Here is a 20,747-nt window from a genome sequence, read left to right on the forward strand (position 1 = left end):
TTTTAAAGGAGAGAGATTTTTAATGGCAGATAAACCGCAGACAAGATCTCAGTATCGCAATAAACAAAGTAGTGGTTCTAAAAAGAAACCTCAAAAACGAGGAAAACGAGTAGTCGCGAATATTTTCAAAACTATTTTCTTTGTGGGACTATTTTTCGCTTTCTTTGGTATTGCGGCTGGTGCAACCGTTTTTTACGATTACGCAAAAGATGCACCTAAACTGACCGACTCCAAGCTACGAGATCCACTTTCATCTAAATTACTTGATAAAGATGGAAAAGTTTTCGCAGAAGTTGGAACCGAACGGCGGGAATATATTGAATACAAAGATATACCGGAAACACTAAAAAATGCAATTCTAACAACAGAAGATGCGCGTTTTTACGAACACGATGGTATTGACCCAATTCGACTTGGCGGAGCAGTAGTTGCCAATTTGACAGATGGTTTTGGGGCTGAAGGAGCAAGTACCCTTTCCCAGCAAATTATCAAAATGTCTTACTTAGACTACACAAACAAAACGCTTGCAAGGAAAGCGCAAGAAGCATGGTTAGCACTTCAATTAGAAGAAAAGTATAGCAAAAATGACATCTTAGAAATTTATGTTAATAAAGTCTATATGTCTGACCGCGTTCACGGCATGCAAACCGCTGCCGAGCATTATTTCGGTAAAAATGTGAAAGACCTTACGTTAGCCGAAACAGCTCTACTTGCTGGTATGCCACAAAGCCCAAATAACTACAACCCTTACGAGCACCCAGAAGCAGCCAAAAAACGTCGTGATCAAGTTCTAACAAACATGTACACACACGATAAAATTACTAAAGAAGAAATGACTGCAGCTCAAAAATCACCTATCACAACTGGACTTCGCTCGAAAAAAGATCGTGAAGATAAAATTTACAAATACGATTCTTATGTAACACAAGTTTTAAGTGAAATTCCAAAAGAATATGATGTTTATCGTGATGGTTTGACTATCCATACCGCACTTGACCGTGATGCCCAAGAGTACACGGAGAAAATGCTTAATACGAACGAAATTGTTAACTTCACAGATGACGAAATGCAAGCCGGCATTGTCCTGCAAGATACAAAAACAGGACGTGTTCAAGCAATCGGTGGTGGACGTAATCAGAAAGTAACACGGGGTTATAACTATGCAACCCAAGTAAAACGTTCTGTTGGGTCAACTATGAAGCCAATTGCCGATTATGGCCCTGCTTTTGAATATTTAGATTGGTCAACTGCCCATATTTTAGAAGATGAGCCTTATACGTATACTGGCGGAACTCCTATTAATAACTGGGATTTCGGTTACAAAGGTCCAATTTCAGTGAGACAGGCACTTTATCAATCGCGTAATATTCCAGCCCTAAAAACACTTCAAGCTGTTGGTCTAGATAAATCCGAGCAATTTGTTAATAAACTTGGTATCACTTATGATAAAGGTCAAAACGTAGAATCCAATGCTATCGGAGCAAATAGTTCCAACCCTATGCAAATGGCTGGTGCCTATGCCGCATTCGGTAACAAAGGAATTTACAATAAACCGCACACTGTTACCAAAATTGTTTTATCGGATGGACAAACAGAAATTGACACAGAACCACAAAGTACGGTGGCAATGAAAGAATCCACTGCTTATATGGTTTCCGATGTCCTAAAAGATGTTCTATCTATCGGTACAGGTACATCAGCAGCCGTACCAGGCGTTCCTGCTGCTGGTAAAACAGGTACAACGAACATTCCACCTGAATTCACTTCGAAGTACTACTACCCTAGTGGTGCCGCTCGTGACTCATGGTTCGCTGGATATACAACCAATTATTCGATTGCTGTATGGACCGGCTATGATGACAAGAAAAAATATGTTTCTGCAAGTGAACAAAAAATTGCGCAACGGATGTTCAGCAAGTTAATGGCTCATGCTTCTGCTGGTAAAACTACTGCAGATTTCAAAATGCCTAGCAATGTCGTGTCCGTTCCAATTCTAAAAGGTAGTAACCCAATCGCACGCGCTGCTGCAGGCACTGCAAGCGATAAAGTAAGCTACGAATTATTCTTATCCGGAACCGCTCCAACCAAAACTGCTTCTACTCCAGAAGACGAGAAGAAAAAGGCAGAAGAGGAAGCGAAGAAAAAAGCGGAAGAAGAGAAGAAGAAAACAGAGGAAGAGAAGAAAAAAGAAGAAGAAGCTAAGAAGAAAGCAGAAGAGGAAGCGAAGAAAAAGGCTGAAGAAGAAGCCAAAAATCTTACTGCCCCTGCCGGCTTAAGAGCAAGTTATAATACAGGCTCTAAGCAAATCAATGTTTCTTGGTCTGCAGTAGACGGTGCCACCTATGAAGTTACAGTCAATGGTTCCACTACTACAGTATCTTCTACCTCTGTTTCAGTAAGTGGCGGTAATCCTGGAGACACTGTTTCCATTAATGTCGTCGCCGTTAAAGATGGTAAGCGAAGCCCAGCTTCCTCTACCACCGTTAAAATTCCAGATAGTTAATAAAAGAAGAGCGGAAGATGAATAAACATCTTCCGCTCTTCTTTATTATCTTTTCGCAATTAATTTACGTTGTTCTAACATTAATTCATTTAATTGCCGAAAACCTAAATACGTATTTCCTCGCTTTAACACATATTCTAACCGCTCGTCTAAATTGAGTGGTTTTGTTTCCAACGTTTTAATTTGGTCCATCAAATTATCTAACTGTACTGGCCGGTGATTACTCCAAAATAAAATAGATAAAAAAATACCGAGTGCATCTCTAACCGTTACAGGAGAAGGTTTTTTGTGCACTTTCAAATCAGCTTCCATACTTTCCGCCAAATTGGTCATGTGTTTCGCTAATTTACGACATGCGCGCTCTGTTTCATTTTTCCACGGAATAACTCCGCCACCTTTAGTAAAAAACTGTTGTTCTTGCCAAAAAGGTAGGCCACTTACATAAATTGATTCTGGATCATATTCTTCTAAAATAACGTCCGGTGCTGGGAAATCAGGATGTGTTAGTTCTACTGCATATTTAAATTCAGCCATCGAATCCCCTCACTTTCGCTTGTTTTTTTCCTTCTCTACATAAATAAAGTAAAGGACAGGTCGGGCATTCTGGATTTCTTGCCTTACAATGATATCTTCCAAAGAAAATCATATAGTGATGAGCATCTGACCAAAGCTCTTTTGGTAATTTTCTTTTCAACGTTTCTTCTACTTCCACAACAGAATCTTTCCATCTACAAATCCCTAAACGTTTACTAATTCGCTCTACATGCGTGTCTACTGCAATTGCAGGAATGTCAAAACCAACGGATAAAACTACATTGGCCGTCTTTCTCCCTACACCAGGTAAGCTCTCCAGTTCCGCATGCGTCCGCGGAACCTCCCCATTAAATTCTGTTAAAATTTTCTCGGATAGGCCTTGGATATTTTTAGCTTTATTACGATATAAACCAATGGAGCGAATGTCATCCATCAATTCTTCTAGTGGAACAGCTAAATAATCTTCTGGAGAGTGATATTTTTCAAAAAGAGAGGCAGTCACGCGGTTTACTAAAACATCTGTGCACTGTGCTGATAATACAACAGCTACCAGTAATTCAAACGTATTTTTATGAACTAGTTCGCAGTGTGCTGCCGGAAACATTTTGGCCATTTCTTCTATGCATAATACGGTTTGTTTATTTGATAACAATTTGCGTACGTCACCCTTTTCTTTTTTCAAGCCAGTCGTATAAAGGAATCGAGCCTGCGCTTTTTTTCACTTCTGTTTGGTTAATTGGTTGACTTGTGCGACCATTTTGATGAAATTCTTCCGCTACACGTTTAGCATCTTCTATTGTCTTGACGCCTTGTTTTGACCAATTAAGCAGAATTCTATCAATATAACGGAAATTCAATTTTTGCGAAATAACCGCTTCTTTTAGAGCTTCTTTGATTAAATCTGGACTCGTTCTGTCTTGTTCTACCCACGCGGATAGCATTTCTGCTTCCATTGGAGAAAGAGGTCTACCAAACTCGGCTTCGAATAAACTGTATAAATTGGTTTGTTTCGTTAGCTCTTTTTCCTGTTTACTATCTGCTTCTTTATTTTCATATAAAGCGACTAATTTGCCCCATAGTGGCGCTAAATTATATTGTTCGGAAATCATTCGTGAATTATCTTGGCTTTGTTCGATAGCAATCACGCCTTTTTTCAAGAGCGAATCCATCGTTTTAATGGTTTCTTCGAGCGGAAGTGTGGTTCTATTCGTTAACATTTCCATCGACGGAAAAAATTCTGCCTCTGCTGCGAAGGATTGAATTTGAAGTAAAAGTACCAGTTCTATTTCGTTTAAGCCAATGATTGCATAGTTTTTAACTAGCACTTGCGGTAATGTCACTTGCCCTTCCGCCATCCATTTTTCAAGAATTTTTGGATTCATATTAAACACCTCACTACAAAATTATAACATGGTTTTCGAGGGAAAAATATAAAAGTACTGCTAAAATCATGAAATCTAGTGGAAAAGCTCATTTTCGCCTTCCAACTAAAAAAAGAGAAGCCAATTTAATTGGCTTCCCTTTTCAACTTATGGATATAGACGGTTTAGTAAACGTGGGAATGGAATAGTTTCACGCACATGTTCTGTGCCTGAAATCCAAGCAACTGTACGTTCTAAGCCAAGTCCAAAACCAGAATGTGGTACAGAACCATAACGAGCTAAATCAAGATACCAGCTATAAGCCTCTTGATCCAAATCGAAGTCTTCCATTCTAGCTTGAAGCGTTTCTAAATCATGAATACGTTCTGATCCGCCGATAATTTCTCCGTAACCTTCTGGAGCAATCATATCCGCACATAAAACTACTTGATCGTTTTCTGGATCTTCCGGCATATAAAACGGTTTAATTGCTTTAGGATAATGTGTAATGAAAACTGGTTTTTCGAAGCTATCCGCAATCGCTGTTTCATGCGGTGCCCCGAAGTCATCTCCCCAAACAATATCATCAAAGCCTAATTCGTGTAAACGTTCGATTGCTTCTGTATAAGTAATACGTGGGAACGGTGCAACCATTTTTTCTAAATGACTTACATCACGACCAAGACGATCTAGTTCTAAGCGACAGTTATCAAGTACTGCTTTTACTAGGAAAGCCACATAGTTTTCTTGTACTTGTAAGCTATCTTCTAATTTGTAAAACGCCATTTCTGGTTCAATCATCCAGAATTCAATTAAGTGACGGCGTGTTTTTGATTTTTCAGCACGGAAAGTTGGACCAAATGAGAATACTTTACCAAAAGCCATTGCTGCAGCTTCCATGTATAATTGTCCACTTTGAGAAAGGAAAGCATCTTCTTCAAAATATTTCGTATGGAAAAGTTCGGTTGTTCCTTCTGGTGCACTTCCAGTCAAGATTGGTGGATCGATTTTTAGGAATCCTTCTTTATTGAAAAACTCATAGCTAGCGCGGATAATTTCGTTACGGATTTTCATAATCGCGTGTTGACGATTAGAACGTAGCCATAAATGACGGTGGTCCATTAAAAATTCCGTACCGTGCTCTTTTGGTGTAATCGGATAATCATGTGATTCGCTAATTACTTCTACACCCGATACAGCCATTTCATAACCAAATGGTGAACGAGTATCTTCGTTAATTGTGCCTGTTACAAACAAGCTTGTTTCTTGAGTTAAAGCTTTAGCGGTAGCAAAAATATCATCGCCAACTTCTGCTTTTACGACGACGCCTTGCATAAATCCTGTTCCATCACGTAATTGTAAGAAAGCAATTTTACCACTTGAACGCTTATTCGCAAGCCATGCTCCAATTGTTACTTCTTTTCCGACAAATTCGGATGCTTGATTGATTGTAATTTTCACTTGTCTACACTCCCTATTTCATAAAACTTTTGATTCGATTTATAGCTTCTTGGAATAAGTCTGGATTTGTTGCATAAGAAAGGCGTATATAATCGGGCATTCCGAATCCTGAGCCTGGAATGACGGCGACTTTCGCTTCTTCTAAAAGAGCTGCTACAAAAGCATCTACATCCTGAAAACCTTTTTTATGTGCCGCTTCTTTTACTTCAATAAAGAAATAAAAGGCGCCATCTGGTTTTTTCGGTTTAAAACCTGGAATGCTACTTAGTTCTGGATAAAAGCGTTCCATTCGTTCTTCAAAAGCTTGGTACATTTTTTCTGGAACTTCTTGGCTACCAACGTATGCTTCTAGTGCAGCATACTGGGCATTAGCAGTTGGATTACTTGTTAAATGATCCGCTAACTTACTCATTCCAGCAATGATTTCTTTATTTGCAGCTGCGTAACCAATACGCCAGCCCGTCATTGAATATGCTTTAGATACACCATTAATAACAATGGTTAAATCATACAAACGGTCACTCAAACTTGCGATAGAGACTAAATCAGCTTTGTTACCATAGTATAATTTTTCGTATATTTCATCAGATAAAATGTAAATCTGATGTTTTTCAGCAACTTCACCAATAGCAATAAGCTCCTCTTTCGTATAGCACATACCAGAAGGGTTATTGGGTGAATTTAAAACGATTGCTTTTGTTTTTTTCGTAATAGCTTTTTCAAAATTTGCTGCTGAAATTTTGAAATCTGCGTCAAAACCAGTTTCTACAAAAACAGGAATGCCACCTGCTAATTTGACTTGTTCGGGGTAAGTTACCCAATATGGAACTGGAATAATGACTTCATCGCCTGGATCTAAAATCGTTTGAAACGCAGAGTAGAGTACATGTTTAGCACCAGTACCTACGAAAATCTGGTTCGTTTCGTAGTTTAAGAACTGATCTTTTTGGAGCTTATCAACAATCGCTTGTTTTAGCTCGATGATTCCACTTGAAGGAGTATATTTGGTGAATCCTTTGTTCATGGACTCAATTGCTGCATCGATAATATTCTGCGGGGTGTTGAAATCTGGTTCTCCAGCACCTAAGCCGATAACATCTATTCCTTCTTGTTTCATTTGTTTTGCTTTAGCCGTAATCGCAAGTGTTGGCGACGGGGCCACTCCTTTGACACGTTTTGATAACGGTAAGTCCATTTTATTCCCTCCTCCAATTTAGTTACAAGTTTTCAATCTCTCTGTACCATTCACCTGTTTCAAAGTTAATGTCAAAGTAATTTAGCTTGTCATTCTTATCTAAGTAGGCAACTTCCCAAATAGGCGTTTCTTTTTCCATGCCTAAATTCACATGTAAAATTTTCTTTGGATTCTTTTCTTTTGTGACTTTGTCGCGTGCTTGTTGTTTTGTAATCCCATCAGATGCGAATTTAACATATACTTTGTCGGATTTTTTCTTTGGAACCCAGACAATAATATTTTGATTCTTACTATTCTTACCAGTTAATACGTAATACACTTCTTTTGGACCATTATACAGATAAAATTGATCTGTTGTTTTTAAATCAACTTGGCCACTTATTCGATCTAAGGCTTCTGTTTCTGCATTGGTTACTGGTTTTTCTGCATATCTAATGTACAGAAAAGCTGCCACGACAAACACAATAATTATGCCGAGAATAATCGCTATCCATTTGCCAATCTTACGCTTAGGTTTTCTATTTCGCAAAGTAATCTCGCTCATTTCTATTTCTAAATTACCGGAATTCGACCGGCGATATGCATTTTCATTTTCGCATAGATACATTATAGCAATAGCCGCCTAAGATTTGAAGTCATATCAGGAAAAATTTAACCTTCCTTAAAGAATTCACTCACTTCTTCTAATAAATCAGCCTGTTTACCTTTCAAAATTGGCGCACTTGGGATGGATTCCAAAAAGGCTTTTCCAAATTTAGTTGTATCGACTCGGTTGTCAAAAACAAATACAATTCCTCGGTCAGATTCTCTTCTAATTAATCGCCCAAAACCTTGCTTAAATCTTAGTACAGCTTCAGGCAGAGAATAGGTTTGGAAGGCATTCTCCCCGCGTTCTTTGCGAAGGGATATTTGTGCTTTCGTATAAGGGTCGTCCATCGGTGCGAATGGTAATCTAACAATAACTAAACAGGACAAATCTTCTCCCGGGATATCAATTCCTTCCCAAAAACTTGTCGTCCCAAGTAAAATGGCTTTATCAAACATTTGGAACTGTTTTGTCAGTCGTGCCGCACTTCCCGCCGAAACTCCTTGCGCTAGAAGGACATACTCTTCTAATGATTTCTCGTTTTTCATGTGATAATACGTTTTTTGTAACATATCAGAAGCGGTGAAAAGAACGAGCATCCGTCCATTCGTTTTCACTGCTATGTGGCGAATATATTTCGCAAGTTCCGAGGTATATCGCTCAATTGGCGTATCTTTAATTGGAGGCATATCATCTGGAATCATCACTCGCGCATTTTCTTTATAATCAAACGGTGAAGGAATGCGTTTTTCCATAATTTGTTCTTCTTCCAGACCGAGACTTTTCCGTAAATAATCAAACTTCCCTTTTACGGTTAAAGTTGCCGAAGTCATGATGACACTTTCTTTTTTAGCAAAAAACTCTTTTCCAAGTGTCGGCTCCACTTCCATCAAGACAGCTTTTAGACGAATGCTAGAAATAGAATGATTTTTGTCAGCTTGTAAATAAATGGTCAAAATAGGCGATTTTTTATGCAGCATTTGCTCCAACTGCTTCACCATATTCTGCCAATCAAGTAAAAAGGCATACATTTCTTCTAAAAAGGCACTTTCTGCCTCACCTAGTTCATTTTCTTCTCGTTTCCCTTGTTCTAACAATGTTTCCATATTTTTTTCGGACTCTTTCAGCAAATATAATACTTTTTCAGCAGCGTAATAAACCTGGTCATTCCAAGCATCTTTTTCGCTGTTTTCTACTAATACAACTTCTTGTAAATTTTTACGTGCGAAGTTTAGCTGCATTTTCAGAAGACCGAAAAACTCTTCCACTGCATCACTTAACTTCATTGCCGCAATATCTAAATCATATAAACTGTCTGCTTCTGGGAAAGCCATTGCAAGCCTTGTGAGAAGGGAATATTTTTCTAAAGAGCCTAGCTGATTCAAAAAATATTTTATTTTTCGGTAAGACAGAACAAAACTTCCTTGCATACGAGCACTATCCGCAAAATGATGGGCCTCATCAATTACTGCAAAAGCATACTTAGGCAATGTTTCTCTTCCCGAAAAATGGTCATTTAAAAGTAGTGCGTGATTAACAATAACTAAATCTGCATTTTTGGCTTGTTTGATGTTGAATTTATAGAAATCATGTGCGAGCCAAGGATCATGTTTTTCAGATAAAAACCAGCCTGTGTGCTTCATCCGATTCCAGAATAATTCCCCGCCGCTAGATAAGTTCACTTCATCAATATCACCAGTCGTTGTTTCCGTCAGCCATACGAGCAATTTAAGCTTCGTCACAACTACATCATATTGCGTATCGACTTCTTGAAGTAACTGCTCAAATTTAAACAAATTCAAATAATGATCGCGCCCTTTTAGTAAGCTAGCTTTCACTTTGAATCCTGTTAATTTCGTTAAGAGTGGCACATCTTTTTCAAACAATTGAGCTTGAAGCAAGTTGGTGTATGTACTAATAACTACCGGTAATTCAGCTTGTTTCGCTTGGTAAATAGCTGGTAAAAAGTAACCTAACGATTTCCCAATCCCTGTTCCCGCTTCAATTAAGGCATGTTTTCCTGATTTCATCGCTTGGAAAACCAAATTCATCATTTCAAATTGACCACTTCTTGCATAAAGTGGCGCTCCAGCTTTTTTGAATAGTGCCATTTTAGCTTCGTCTGTTTCAGGAAATTCAAGTAAATCTGCTCTACTATAGGTGGGTTTTTCGACTTCTTTTTTGCGAATAACCAGTCCACGATGTTCTACGAAAGCAGGATCAAGCAATTTATTTTCTCGTTCTTTTCGCATTTCTATTTCAAATAATAATTCAGGTAAATAGCTTTTTAGGCTGCCAGAAATGGTTGTCATTTGACGGATGACTGGCAGTGGTAAGTTTTCTAGCTTCTCTAATAGAAGTAGTAGTAAATCCGCTGTTACTTCCGCATCGCTATCCGCACGGTGTGGTTTATCGTGCCCAAGATTAAATTCATCGGACAAGTCTTGTAGTTTATAACTATCGATGCCCGGATACATAATTCTAGCTAATTCCACAGTATCGAGTTTTTTCATTTTGCCAAGAGAAATTCCTGCACGCGTCATTTCTCGTTCTAAAAATGTCCAGTCAAATGACACGTTATGTGCCACAAAAATAGTATCTTCTAGTAACCCCGCGATAATTGGCGCTACATCTTCAAACAATGGCGCATTTTTAACGTCTTTTGGGGAGATTCCCGTTAATTCTTGAATAAAAGCAGGGATTGGTTTTTCTGGATTTAAAAATGTCGTGTAGGTTTCCAGACGTTTTCCTGATTCAACAAAGCAAGCAGCAAACTGGATAATCCGGTCCTCTCGTGAAGCTTGATTTCCCGTTGTTTCTAAATCGACGACTATATAGCGTTTCTGTTTCATCTGCTCCACCTCTTTCCTTCACTGCTTTTATTCAAAAATAACGATGCAAACAAACGAGTAGCTTGAGCAGAAATCTGCTCAAGCTCCCCGAACTGATTATAAAGTCGTATGCGCTTTTTCTTCTGGAAGAATCATTTCAATATGATTTTTTTCATCTAAAACGACTATTTTTGGTTCATGTGTTTTGGCTTCTTCTGCCGTAAACATTCCATAACTCATAATGATGACCACATCACCAACTTGGACATGTCTAGCCGCAGCTCCATTTAGACAAATCACACCACTTCCCGGCTCACCTGGGATGATATATGTTTCAATTCTTGCACCATTATTATTATTTACAATTTGAACTTTTTCATTTGGAAGCATATCTACCGCCTCTAAAATAGCAGAATCAATCGTAATACTTCCTACATAATTCAGATTGGCTTCTGTTACAGTCGCTCGGTGAATTTTGCCATTCATCATTGTTCTAAACATTTTTTACCGCCTCTTCACATTTATTAATTCATTATCAATTAAACGAGCTTTCGAATATTTTACTGCCGCTGCAATGATTATTCCTTTGGTCCAGTCTGTTACTGGTGTAAATTCAGGATAGGAATAGAGCGCTAAGTAAGCAATGTTCTCATGGGATGGTTGCTCATTTATTTTATCTGTCATGACTTGAACTATTTTAGCCTCATTTGTTTCCCCAGATTCAATAAGTTCTCGCCCTAGTAGTAAAGCTTCATGAATCACCGGTGCTTCTTTTCGTTCTTTTTCTGTTAAATAGACATTTCGTGAACTTTTGGCAAGTCCATCTGCTTCTCTAACAGTCGCAATGATTCGTAAATTTATAGGGAAAAAGTAGTCTTCTACTAAACCTGAAACTACGGCCACTTGTTGAGCATCTTTTTGACCGAAATAGGCGTTATCTGGGTTCACTAAATGAAATAGCTTCGTTAAAACCGTTACTACTCCGTCAAAATGACCTTCACGATCAGCACCATCAAGTACAGAAACGCGTTTAGTGACATGTAGTTTGGTTGCTAGTTCAGTTGGATAGATTTCTTCGACTGTAGGTACAAATAAAATGTCCACACCGCCTTCTTCTGCGAGCTTTGCATCGTGTGCTTCATCTCGAGGATAGGCATCAAAGTCTTCGTTCGGACCGAACTGGGTTGGATTGACAAAAACACTCATAACGACAAAATCTGTTTCTTTTCTCGCATGGCTGACAAGTGTCATATGTCCTTCATGTAAAAAGCCCATCGTCGGAACGTAACCAATTGTTTTATTCGCTTGTTTTTGCTTTAAAATAGCTTCTTTAAGGTCTTGTTTATTTCGAATAATTAACATTTGCTATTCCCTTCCATAAAGGCCTTTTAAGTCTTCTTCAGCCATGGTAAAGCTATGTTTCACTTCTGGAAACGTCGCTGCTTTTACTTCTTTTACGTAACTTGCTAGTGCTGGTTCGATTGTTTCATCAATTTCCGCATACGCTTTTACAAATTTGGCGCGACGACTGATTCCATAACCGATAATATCGTGATAAACAAGTACTTGTCCATCTGTTTCTACGCCTGCTCCAATACCAATGGTAGGGATAGAAAGTGCTTTACTTACTTTTTCAGCGAGTTGACGTGGAATTGCTTCAAGTACGATTGCAATCGCTCCAGCTGCTTCTACAGCTAACGCATTATCCATTAACTCTTGTGCTTCTTGAGCAGATTTAGCACGTACTTTATAGCTTCCAGTTAAGCCAACACTTTGCGGGGTTAAGCCAAGATGCGCGACAACTGGAGCACCTGCTTCTGTTAGGCGAGCAATTTTGTTAACAACTTCCCCTGCTCCTTCTAATTTTACAGCATGCGCGCCACTTTCTTGGATAATCTTCCGTGCATTTTGGATAGTTTCATCCACTGAACCATGATACGTCATAAACGGCATGTCTGTTACAACAAATGTATCTGGAGCCCCGCGCTTCACGGCTTTTGTATGATGAATCATATCATCCATCGTAACTGGTACAGTTGAATCGTAGCCTAATACTACCATTCCAAGTGAATCGCCGACTAAAATCATATCAGCTTCTGCTTGTTCTACGTTCTTAGCAGAAGGATAGTCATACGCGGTTATCATCGTGATTTTCTCTCCATTTTCCTTCATAGCAAAAAAGTCTACAGGTTTCTTCATTTTATTAGCTCCTTTTCGTCCCTGTTAAATTACTTTAATCAAGGCAAAAAACATATTTTTTTAGTAGCGTTAGTATGATCCAGTAAAGGTACCATCCATTCATTGCTACCATATGTATAATAACATAAATGGATGCTTACTTAAAGTATGTAAATTGAAGAGAGGTCTACTCTGAAACCTCTCCACTTACTTTATTCATCCAATTCGTTAATTTCGCCGGTTCATCCGTGGCTGCATAGGTTGCTGCTACTTTTCCATCTTTTAAATAAACCATCGTTGGGACAGAATCGATGTCCATTTTTTCTAAAAGAGCAATCATATCATCGCGACTCTTTTCGGAGGCTTTATCTGTGTTATAATAAGCCATTTTTTGGTCTGGTTGTCTTTTTTTAAGTTCTTTCTTTAAAATAGGCTGAAATGCTTGGCAATCTTCACAGGTCGGACGTCCAACATAAACAAAGCCAGTTGTTTTATCGGCCATTTTTTGCTTAAAATCTTTGGTGGAAATGGTTGTTAGAAAAGAGGCGCTTTCTTTTTCTGTTTGATTTGCTTTCTCTTCCGTTTCTTTTTTATTATCGCCGCATGCTCCAAGTGTAAGGATTACGGTAATTAATGTTAATAGTAATAGTATTTTTTTCATGTAAACAGCTCCTTCGCATTTATTGTACTTGATTTTTCCCAAAAAAGAAAAACCCGAAAAAGTGATTTTCACACTATGTTTTCGAGTTAAAAGATATGTTTTCGGGTATTTTATTAGGGTTAAAACGTTCTTTTCTATAGTGTTTCGTTATTTTTCATTATCTAGCAAAATATCTGCGGAATAGATGGAATGTACTTCACCGAGTGCGTCTTGGAGTAAGAGTACACCTTCATCAGAAATTCCTTTTACTTGCCCATGAATTTTACCTTTTGTTGTGCTAGCAGTTAATTTTTCGCCAAATGGGATTGCTTTTGTTTCCCAAAGTAATTTTATCGGTGCGAATCCTTTATCTAGAAAAAGCTCATAATATTTTTCTAAGGAGGTAAGAATTTCTTGTAGTAAGGCTTTTCTTGAGATGCTCTCGCCTAATTCCAGTTTCAGAGAACTTGCTTTGTCTTTGATTTCTTCTGGGAATTCCTGTTGATTTACATTGATTCCCATACCGATAATTACTGCGTGAATCGTTTCTGCCTCCGCTTGCATTTCCGTTAAAACACCACAGATTTTTCGTTTACCAATGTAAATATCATTCGGCCATTTAATTTTCGGTTCGAGCTTTGTGATATTTTCAATCGCTTCTGTGATTGCGAGTGAGGCGATAAACGTGAACTGCGGTACTTTTTGAATAGGGATTTGTGGTTTTAAAATTACACTCATCCAAATACCTTCCCCTTTTTTGGAACTCCAAGGGCGAAGCAAGCGACCTTTTCCAGCTGTTTGCTCATCGGCTACGATAACGGTTCCTTCAGGGCTAGATTCGATTTGCTGATGGGCAATGATTTGTGTAGAGCTAACCGATTCATGGATTTCCAAATGCTGACCGATAAATTTGGTTTCTAAACCGAGTAGTAGTGCATCTTTCGTGTACTGTTCTGCTGTTGCTGACAAACGGTAACCACGGTTTCTGACTGCTTCGATTTCAAATCCTTCTTTACGGAGAGCTTCCATTTGCTTCCAAACGGCAGTGCGCGAGCATCCTAGGCTATCCGCGATTTCTTGCCCCGATAAATAAGTGCCATCACTTTCTGTAAATAAAGCAAGCAATTTTTCTCGATTATTCTTCATGATAGCCTAGCCACCTTTTAATCTGAATTTTTTCATTGTTTATTTCATTGGAAAGGACGCCACATTCTACTTTGTCAAGCGTCTCTTTTACCCATGGACCTGCGCTTTCTCCAGACCATTTTAATAAATCAGCTCCAGTAATAGCTAAGTCTTTTTTGGAGTGAATTGGTAACGCCTCGTAAGCTTGACTTAGTTTATGTTGGTTATTTTCTTGCCCTCGAATAACATTTAGTTCATTTACTAAGGAGAAAACTGCCTTGCCAGCATGATAAAGTTCATCTGTTAGCCATGTCTCTTTCATTTTCAACGCATCTTGATATGCTTTATTCACAAGTTGAATTGTTTTATTTGGTAATTTCCACGCTTTTAGAAATGCGTTAACATTGTTAGGTTTGACAGCAACAACAAGTCCAAGCCAAATCGATTCTTCGGTTGTCCGTTTTTCCCAGTCCCAACTAGCAAACTCGCTTAGTGCTGGTTTCTCGTCTTTTAAGCCTGGTAAATAAGTTTCCATCTTGACTTTTAAAAGTAGTTCTATCGCACGTTTCGCTGCTTTGCCTTTCATCATTTTTATCCATTCAACAGTCATTCGTTCAACGGAAGTATGCTGTAACAACTCTATTTGGCTTTCTAAAGCTTTTTCGGTTTCTTTATCAAGCTCAAAGTCAAGTTGACTCAGGAAGCGGACTGCTCGCATCATTCTAAGCGCATCTTCATGAAAACGTTCAGAGGCTTTACCAACTGCTTTGATTTCTTTATTTTGAATCGCTAATTGCCCAGAAAACGGGTCGTGTAGCGCAAAATGCTCATCCATCGCAATGGCGTTCATCGTAAAATCGCGACGTTTTAAATCCTCTTCTAGGGAGCGAATAAAGGTTACTTCGCTTGGGCGCCTGAAATCTTCATACGTTCCTTCTGTTCGAAAAGTGGTCACTTCATAAAATTCATTATTTTCTCTAACTGTAACAGTCCCATGCGCAATCCCAGTGTCATAACTTGTCTGAAAAATCTCTTTTACTTCTTCTGGGAAAGCACTAGTTGCAATATCCACATCGGAAATTGTTCTATTTAGCAAGTAATCTCTGACAGATCCGCCAACAAAATACGCTTCAAATCCGGCTGTAGTTAATTTTTGCAATACAGGAAGCGCTTTTAGAAACACGTCATTCATCTGTCATCGCTCCTTTATTCATCATTCCGTCTTAAGTCTCGCCAATCTAGGAAACCAGCTCCTAAACCACGAATTAAAATTTCTGCTGTGCCAATATTTGTCGCTAAAGGAATTTCGTAAACATCGCATAATCGAATAAGCGCCGTCACATCTGGTTCGTGAGGCTGCGCAGTGAGCGGATCCCGCAAGAAAATAACTAAGTCCATTTTATTTTCTGAAATACGCGCACCAATTTGTTGATCGCCACCAAGCGGGCCTGATTTAAAACGATGTACCGTTAAGCCAGTTGCTTCGATAATGCGTAAACCTGTCGTCCCGGTTGCATATAATTGATGCGGTTCGAGCAAATGTTTATATGCAGTTGCAAATCCAACCATCAAATCTTTCTTTTCATCGTGCGCGATTAATGCGATATGCATCTCATTCACCTATCCTTAGTCTAAAATATTTTCTAAGCCATAAATAAGTGTTTCAAGTTCTTTAGTTTTACGTACAGAAAGTGCCACGCCAGACATAAAGGAAATTCGGTCATAAGAGTCATGGCGAATTGTTAATCCTTGTCCCTCTGCTCCAAAAATCACTTCTTGATGTGCTACAAGTCCTGGTAAACGCACACTATGAATTCGCATACCTTCATATTCTGAGCCTCTAGCTCCTTCAATAAGTTCTACTTCATCTGCAGCACCTTGTTTAACGAATTCACGCGTTTCTGCCATCATTTCCGCAGTTTTAACAGCCGTACCACTTGGCGCGTCTAATTTATTGTCATGATGCAACTCAATAATTTCGACGTTCGGGAAATATTTAGCTGCTTTTTGTGCAAATTGCATCATTAAAACAGCACCTACAGCAAAGTTTGGCGCAATTAAAGCACCGATTTTTTTCGATTCTGCAATTGATCTTAGTTCACTAATTTGTTCTGGTGTAAAACCTGTTGTACCAACGACCGCACGTACGCCATGTTCTAAAATCGTTTTCGTGTTACTATACCCTACTTTAGGGGTCGTAAAATCAACGACACAATCCGGTTTTATTTCTTCTAACATCTCGCTTAAATTACCAAAAACAGGTACATCTAACGAGCTAAATTCCACTATTTCATTTATATTTTTTTCTTTTGGTTCATGGTCAAGCACGGCTACTAACTCTAAATCTGCTTCTCTTAAAACAGTTTTGACAACCTCGTGTCCCATTCTTCCTTTAAATCCAGATACTGCTACTCTCATTTTGCTTTTTCCTCCTTTTTTGTCCAACGATCTTTATCTCGTTCTTTAAATTTTGCCATGACCGTATCGTGTGCTTTTTCCATATCAATATCAAGTGAGTTGGCCATACACGTCAGTACAAAAAGACAATCGCCTAATTCCTCTGCCACAGTCTTGGTTGGTTCACTTGTTTTCTTCGGCTTTTCACCGTAGTAATGATTGATTTCTCTGGCTAATTCTCCCGTTTCTTCAGTAATTCGCGCCATCATCGCTAGTGGGGAAAAGTAACCTTCCTCGAATCCACCAATGAAATCATCCACTTCTTTTTGTATTTCTGCCATTGTTTTCGCCATCGGTTTTCCCCCTTTATGTGGTAAACTAAAATAGATTTTAAGACTAATTGTTAACTTCATTTCATTATACCTAAACAAATACGTCCAAGTCCATGATTTTTTACTTACATATTAAATAGGTTTCAGGGAGGAAAAAAGCTATGCTAAAAACATTACGCACAAAAAATATTTGCTTTATTATGCTTGGTACGGCAATTTATGCATTTGGATTAGTAAATTTTAATATCGCGAATAACCTTGGTGAAGGCGGTTTAGCTGGAGTAACCTTATTCCTTCTTCACTTCTTCCAAATTGATCCAGCGTACTCTAACTTAATTTTAAATATACCTTTGTTTATATTAGGTTGGCGAGTTCTAGGCAATCGTTCCCTCATTTATACGGGTATCGGAACGGTGAGTTTGTCCTTATTTTTATGGATTTTCCAGCGAATACCTTATACGCTAGATTTACATAGCGATTTACTTTTAGTCGCCCTTTTTGCTGGTGGCTTTAGTGGTATTGGGCTTGGCCTCGTGTTTCGCTACGGTGGGACGACTGGTGGTAGTGATATTATCGCCAAACTGCTTAATCACACAAAAGGAATAAGCATGGGACGTACGCTGTTTGCTATTGATGCGATTGTTCTAGTTGCCTCGCTCTCCTATTTAGATGTGCGTCAAGTTATGTATACGCTCGTCGCTGTATTCATCGGTTCTCGTGTAATTGATTTTGTTCAAGAAGGAGCTTATGCGGCTCGCGGTGCGCTCATTATTTCTAAAGATAATGACGCGATTGCTTCCCATGTGATGCTCGCGATGAATCGTGGTGTGACAGTGTTGGAAGGTCGCGGTGGCTTCTCTAAAAAAGACCAAGACGTCCTTTATATTGTCGTTGCGAAAAATGAAATTATTCAATTAAAAAATATTGTTCAAGCAATTGACCCACATGCCTTTGTTTCCGTCAGTGTCGTTCATGATGTGATGGGAGAAGGTTTCACACTCGATGAAAACAAGAATCCTATCTACTAATATATTTACTTGGCTCATAGTTTTCTAAAGCCAAATCGACGGTGTTTCCAAGTGCTAAATCCGCTAAAAGTTTGCCAACATAAGGCCCGGTAGTTAAACCAGAAGCACCAAGACCATTCGCTAAAAAGACTGACTCAAATCCAGGAAGTTGACCAATAAGTGGCGCAAAATCAGGCGTGTATGGTCTAGTTCCGACCGCCACATGGGCCACTTTACTCGCTAAATCCCCTTCCATAAACTGGCTGACTTCTGTTAGTATTTCCGCCTTACCTTCTGCTGTTGGTTCCGTATCGAAGCCAGCAGCTTTTTCATGCGTTGCACCGACGATAATTTTCCCATTATCAAAAGGGACAATTGATTTCGCGCTCGGTGGTAAAATTACTGGCCATTCATCCGTTTGAAATTCGCTAAAATCAAGTTCCAGCAATTGCCCTTTTTGCGCTAAAACTTCTGTATGAAAACTCGCCTCGTCTAGCAATTCTTTTAACCATGCGCCTGCTGCAATGATTAATTTGTCGTAATGTTCATTTTCCCCGTCAACACGAACTTTTCCGTCAGTAGAAAAATGCGCTCGCCCCGACTTGATTTTTACCCCATTTTCTTTTGCGGCATAAAGTAGCGTTTCACAAAATAAACCACCGTTCACTCGTGCTGCTCCGCTTACATAGACCGAGCCAAATCCCGGTTTAACTAACGGAAATTTTTGCTTTGTTTCCTCTTCTGACAACTTTGCAATTTCATCCATAACTTCCGCATCGAGGCGGCGTTCATTCGCAAGATCAAACAGTTCTGTTACTTTTTCTTCTGTCTTTCGAAGTGCGAGCACACCGACTTGTTTATAGCCTGAATTCCGCCCAGTATCTCCTTCGAGCGTTCCCGCCAATTCCTTATAAAAGGCGGCACTATTTTTTGCAAGCTCATACCAATATTTGTTTCGCCTTTTAGAAAGCCACGGGCAAATTATTCCGGCTGCAGCATGCGTTGCTTGTCCCGGTTCATCTGAATCAATTAGCGTTACTTGCACGTTTTCTTTTGACAATAAATAGGCGGCACTAGCTCCAACAATTCCCCCGCCGATAATCACTATTTTTTGCATCGTTACACCCCTCTATATCAATTGTGACACAAGTTGACTTTTTTATAACTCTTTGTAATAATATGTGAAAATAGTTAAGTTTACAAACTACTAAAAATCCTCTACATCATTCTATCCATTGTACTGAAATCCAGCTTTAATTACAAAAAGGCAGATTTTAGCTTATCTCGTCGTCATTACCACATATCCTCTTAGAGAACGCTTTCGCCCATTGGTTGGTTCTTTGTACTGCGTCTCAGCTAAAAATTCATTTATTTTTCCTTCTGCCTATATTAACAGTTCAGCTGATTAGTTATGCTGAGATATGGGAGATTTTTTTATGCCAAATATTCTTGATTCATTATGGAACAGCATGGCGCTTTTTTTATCAGCGCTTTTTTTTCACGGAATGGCACTGCGATCTATTAGAGAAAAAAAGCCTGCTTGGTTCCAAATTAAATTTTCTAATGAAATTATTAATTATGCACTGGGCATTTACTACGGCCTTCTAGGTGTTTATTTTATTATCCGCGGATTACCCGGCACAGATTCTGGGATTTATACAGATATGCTACTTAATATTTTAATCGTCCTGCATTTATTTTCTTCGGCAGGTCCTGCTACTATCGCGCTATTACTAATTGTCGCAGGAAAACTTTTTCTCGGTGATGCGCTGTTTGCCAATTTGATTTACGTGTTTTTAATTATCGGTTTTCACTTTGTATGCATGGAAGTCGCTAAACTTCGACTTAGTTCCGTTCAAAAAGTCGTTTTAGTCAAACTTAGTGCGATTCCCCTTATGCTATTTTATTTACATCAAAAAATACATTTATTGTATACCATAAATGACTTACCTGTTTGGATACTCTATTTTTTGGTTTCTTTTTTTATTACTTTTATTATTGTTTCAGCGGCTTATTATATCGATACATCGAATAAGCTAATTTATGATTTGCAGCAATCCACCATCCTTGACCCGCTAACAGGTTTGACGAATTTCCGTCATTTTGAAAAGGCGTTCGAAGCAGCATTTAACCATGCTACGTTAAAAAAATCGAATTTAAGTGTGATTATTATTGATATTGATTATTTTAAACGGGTAAATGATACATATGGCCATTTAGTCGGAAATGGGGTTTTATCTACTTTCAGTCAAATGCTTTTAAAAATCAGCTTCCCGCCAAACACAGTGATATCAAGGATTGGCGGCGAGGAATTCGCCATTATTTTGCCGAATATTAATGTCAGTGAAACAGAGCATTTAGCGGAGAAAATCCGACGTAAAGTCGAAAAAATTGATGTTCCGATTGTTGCTTCTGGCTCCGTTATTACTATTTCTGCTGGTATTGCAAATTATGACGGCAGAAATTATTCAAATCCGAACGAGCTACTAAATGCAGCCGATCAAGCGCTATATAATGCGAAACGAAATGGACGAAACCAAGTGCATATTCGCGAAACAGAACCAGTTGTTTAAGAGAGTAAAAAGGAGATGAGTCCA

General features: G+C 38.7%; 20 protein-coding genes. 3 read left to right on the forward strand and 17 right to left on the reverse strand.

Annotation, left to right across the window (positions count from 1 at the left end; translation table 11 throughout):
- Positions 1–22: 22 nt before the first annotated feature.
- Positions 23–2,503, forward strand: coding sequence for a penicillin-binding protein 1A (locus AB2Q86_RS10090; protein WP_012581086.1), 2,481 nt, complete (start codon positions 23–25; stop codon positions 2,501–2,503).
- A gap of 45 nt (positions 2,504–2,548) precedes the next feature.
- Here AB2Q86_RS10090 and AB2Q86_RS10095 read toward each other — a convergent pair whose 3' ends face one another.
- The 16 genes from AB2Q86_RS10095 to AB2Q86_RS10170 form a co-directional block, all read right to left on the reverse strand.
- Positions 2,549–3,037 carry a YpoC family protein gene (locus AB2Q86_RS10095; RefSeq protein WP_003730453.1) on the reverse strand — a complete coding sequence of 163 codons (489 nt, stop codon included), beginning with the start codon at positions 3,035–3,037 and terminating at the stop codon, positions 2,549–2,551.
- On the reverse strand, positions 3,030–3,689 hold the full coding sequence (gene nth / locus AB2Q86_RS10100; RefSeq protein WP_012581085.1) for an endonuclease III: 660 nt from the start codon (positions 3,687–3,689) through the stop codon (positions 3,030–3,032). The genes AB2Q86_RS10095 and nth overlap by 8 nt, the downstream gene beginning before the upstream one ends.
- A 10-nt stretch (positions 3,690–3,699) precedes the next feature.
- On the reverse strand, positions 3,700–4,419 hold the full coding sequence (locus AB2Q86_RS10105) for a DnaD domain-containing protein (protein ID WP_003730455.1): 720 nt from the start codon (positions 4,417–4,419) through the stop codon (positions 3,700–3,702).
- 147 nt (positions 4,420–4,566) lie between these two features.
- Complete coding sequence (gene asnS, locus AB2Q86_RS10110; RefSeq protein WP_012581084.1) at positions 4,567–5,859, reverse strand: asparagine--tRNA ligase; 1,293 nt, start codon at positions 5,857–5,859, stop codon at positions 4,567–4,569.
- Positions 5,860–5,872: 13 nt separating this feature from the next.
- Positions 5,873–7,054 carry a pyridoxal phosphate-dependent aminotransferase gene (locus AB2Q86_RS10115; RefSeq protein ID WP_012581083.1) on the reverse strand — a complete coding sequence of 394 codons (1,182 nt, stop codon included), beginning with the start codon at positions 7,052–7,054 and terminating at the stop codon, positions 5,873–5,875.
- A 22-nt stretch (positions 7,055–7,076) separates the two neighbouring features.
- Positions 7,077–7,661, reverse strand: coding sequence for a DUF5590 domain-containing protein (locus tag AB2Q86_RS10120; RefSeq protein WP_003730458.1), 585 nt, complete (start codon positions 7,659–7,661; stop codon positions 7,077–7,079).
- A 44-nt stretch (positions 7,662–7,705) separates the two neighbouring features.
- Complete coding sequence (gene dinG / locus AB2Q86_RS10125; protein ID WP_012581082.1) at positions 7,706–10,492, reverse strand: ATP-dependent DNA helicase DinG; 2,787 nt, start codon at positions 10,490–10,492, stop codon at positions 7,706–7,708.
- A gap of 96 nt (positions 10,493–10,588) precedes the next feature.
- Positions 10,589–10,972, reverse strand: coding sequence for an aspartate 1-decarboxylase (gene panD, locus AB2Q86_RS10130; RefSeq protein WP_003728013.1), 384 nt, complete (start codon positions 10,970–10,972; stop codon positions 10,589–10,591).
- A gap of 3 nt (positions 10,973–10,975) precedes the next feature.
- Positions 10,976–11,833, reverse strand: a complete 858-nt coding sequence (gene panC / locus AB2Q86_RS10135) for a pantoate--beta-alanine ligase (RefSeq protein ID WP_012581081.1) — start codon at positions 11,831–11,833, stop codon at positions 10,976–10,978.
- Between the two features lie 3 nt (positions 11,834–11,836).
- Positions 11,837–12,670, reverse strand: coding sequence for a 3-methyl-2-oxobutanoate hydroxymethyltransferase (gene panB, locus AB2Q86_RS10140; protein WP_012581080.1), 834 nt, complete (start codon positions 12,668–12,670; stop codon positions 11,837–11,839).
- A 166-nt stretch (positions 12,671–12,836) separates the two neighbouring features.
- Complete coding sequence (locus AB2Q86_RS10145) at positions 12,837–13,310, reverse strand: thioredoxin family protein (RefSeq protein WP_003736994.1); 474 nt, start codon at positions 13,308–13,310, stop codon at positions 12,837–12,839.
- Between the two features lie 147 nt (positions 13,311–13,457).
- Positions 13,458–14,435, reverse strand: coding sequence for a biotin--[acetyl-CoA-carboxylase] ligase (locus AB2Q86_RS10150; protein WP_012581079.1), 978 nt, complete (start codon positions 14,433–14,435; stop codon positions 13,458–13,460).
- Positions 14,425–15,606, reverse strand: a complete 1,182-nt coding sequence (locus AB2Q86_RS10155) for a CCA tRNA nucleotidyltransferase (RefSeq protein ID WP_012581078.1) — start codon at positions 15,604–15,606, stop codon at positions 14,425–14,427. Before AB2Q86_RS10155 ends, AB2Q86_RS10150 begins: the two co-directional genes overlap by 11 nt.
- Before the next feature lie 14 nt (positions 15,607–15,620).
- The gene (gene mgsA, locus AB2Q86_RS10160) at positions 15,621–16,025 is read right to left on the reverse strand and encodes a methylglyoxal synthase (RefSeq protein ID WP_003723016.1); all 405 of its coding nucleotides are present in this window, start codon (positions 16,023–16,025) and stop codon (positions 15,621–15,623) included.
- Positions 16,026–16,040: 15 nt separating this feature from the next.
- Positions 16,041–16,832 carry a 4-hydroxy-tetrahydrodipicolinate reductase gene (gene dapB, locus AB2Q86_RS10165; RefSeq protein WP_012581077.1) on the reverse strand — a complete coding sequence of 264 codons (792 nt, stop codon included), beginning with the start codon at positions 16,830–16,832 and terminating at the stop codon, positions 16,041–16,043.
- On the reverse strand, positions 16,829–17,164 hold the full coding sequence (locus AB2Q86_RS10170) for a nucleotide pyrophosphohydrolase (RefSeq protein WP_003726315.1): 336 nt from the start codon (positions 17,162–17,164) through the stop codon (positions 16,829–16,831). The genes dapB and AB2Q86_RS10170 overlap by 4 nt, the downstream gene beginning before the upstream one ends.
- A 140-nt stretch (positions 17,165–17,304) precedes the next feature.
- Between AB2Q86_RS10170 and AB2Q86_RS10175 the strand changes: the two genes are divergently transcribed.
- Positions 17,305–18,171 (forward strand): YitT family protein, encoded by an 867-nt coding sequence (locus tag AB2Q86_RS10175; RefSeq protein ID WP_003723019.1) that lies wholly within the window; start codon positions 17,305–17,307, stop codon positions 18,169–18,171.
- On the opposite strand, the gene AB2Q86_RS10180 is transcribed toward AB2Q86_RS10175, so the two are convergent.
- Positions 18,161–19,267, reverse strand: coding sequence for an FAD-binding oxidoreductase (locus tag AB2Q86_RS10180; RefSeq protein WP_012581076.1), 1,107 nt, complete (start codon positions 19,265–19,267; stop codon positions 18,161–18,163). The two genes, AB2Q86_RS10175 and AB2Q86_RS10180, sit on opposite strands and share 11 nt — an antisense overlap.
- A gap of 319 nt (positions 19,268–19,586) precedes the next feature.
- Here AB2Q86_RS10180 and AB2Q86_RS10185 point away from each other — a divergent pair, with 319 nt between their 5' ends.
- Positions 19,587–20,723, forward strand: coding sequence for a GGDEF domain-containing protein (locus AB2Q86_RS10185; RefSeq protein ID WP_012581075.1), 1,137 nt, complete (start codon positions 19,587–19,589; stop codon positions 20,721–20,723).
- Positions 20,724–20,747: the final 24 nt, after the last annotated feature.

The sequence above is a fragment of the Listeria monocytogenes genome, from assembly GCF_041765605.1.
GTDB lineage: Bacteria > Bacillota > Bacilli > Lactobacillales > Listeriaceae > Listeria > Listeria monocytogenes_D.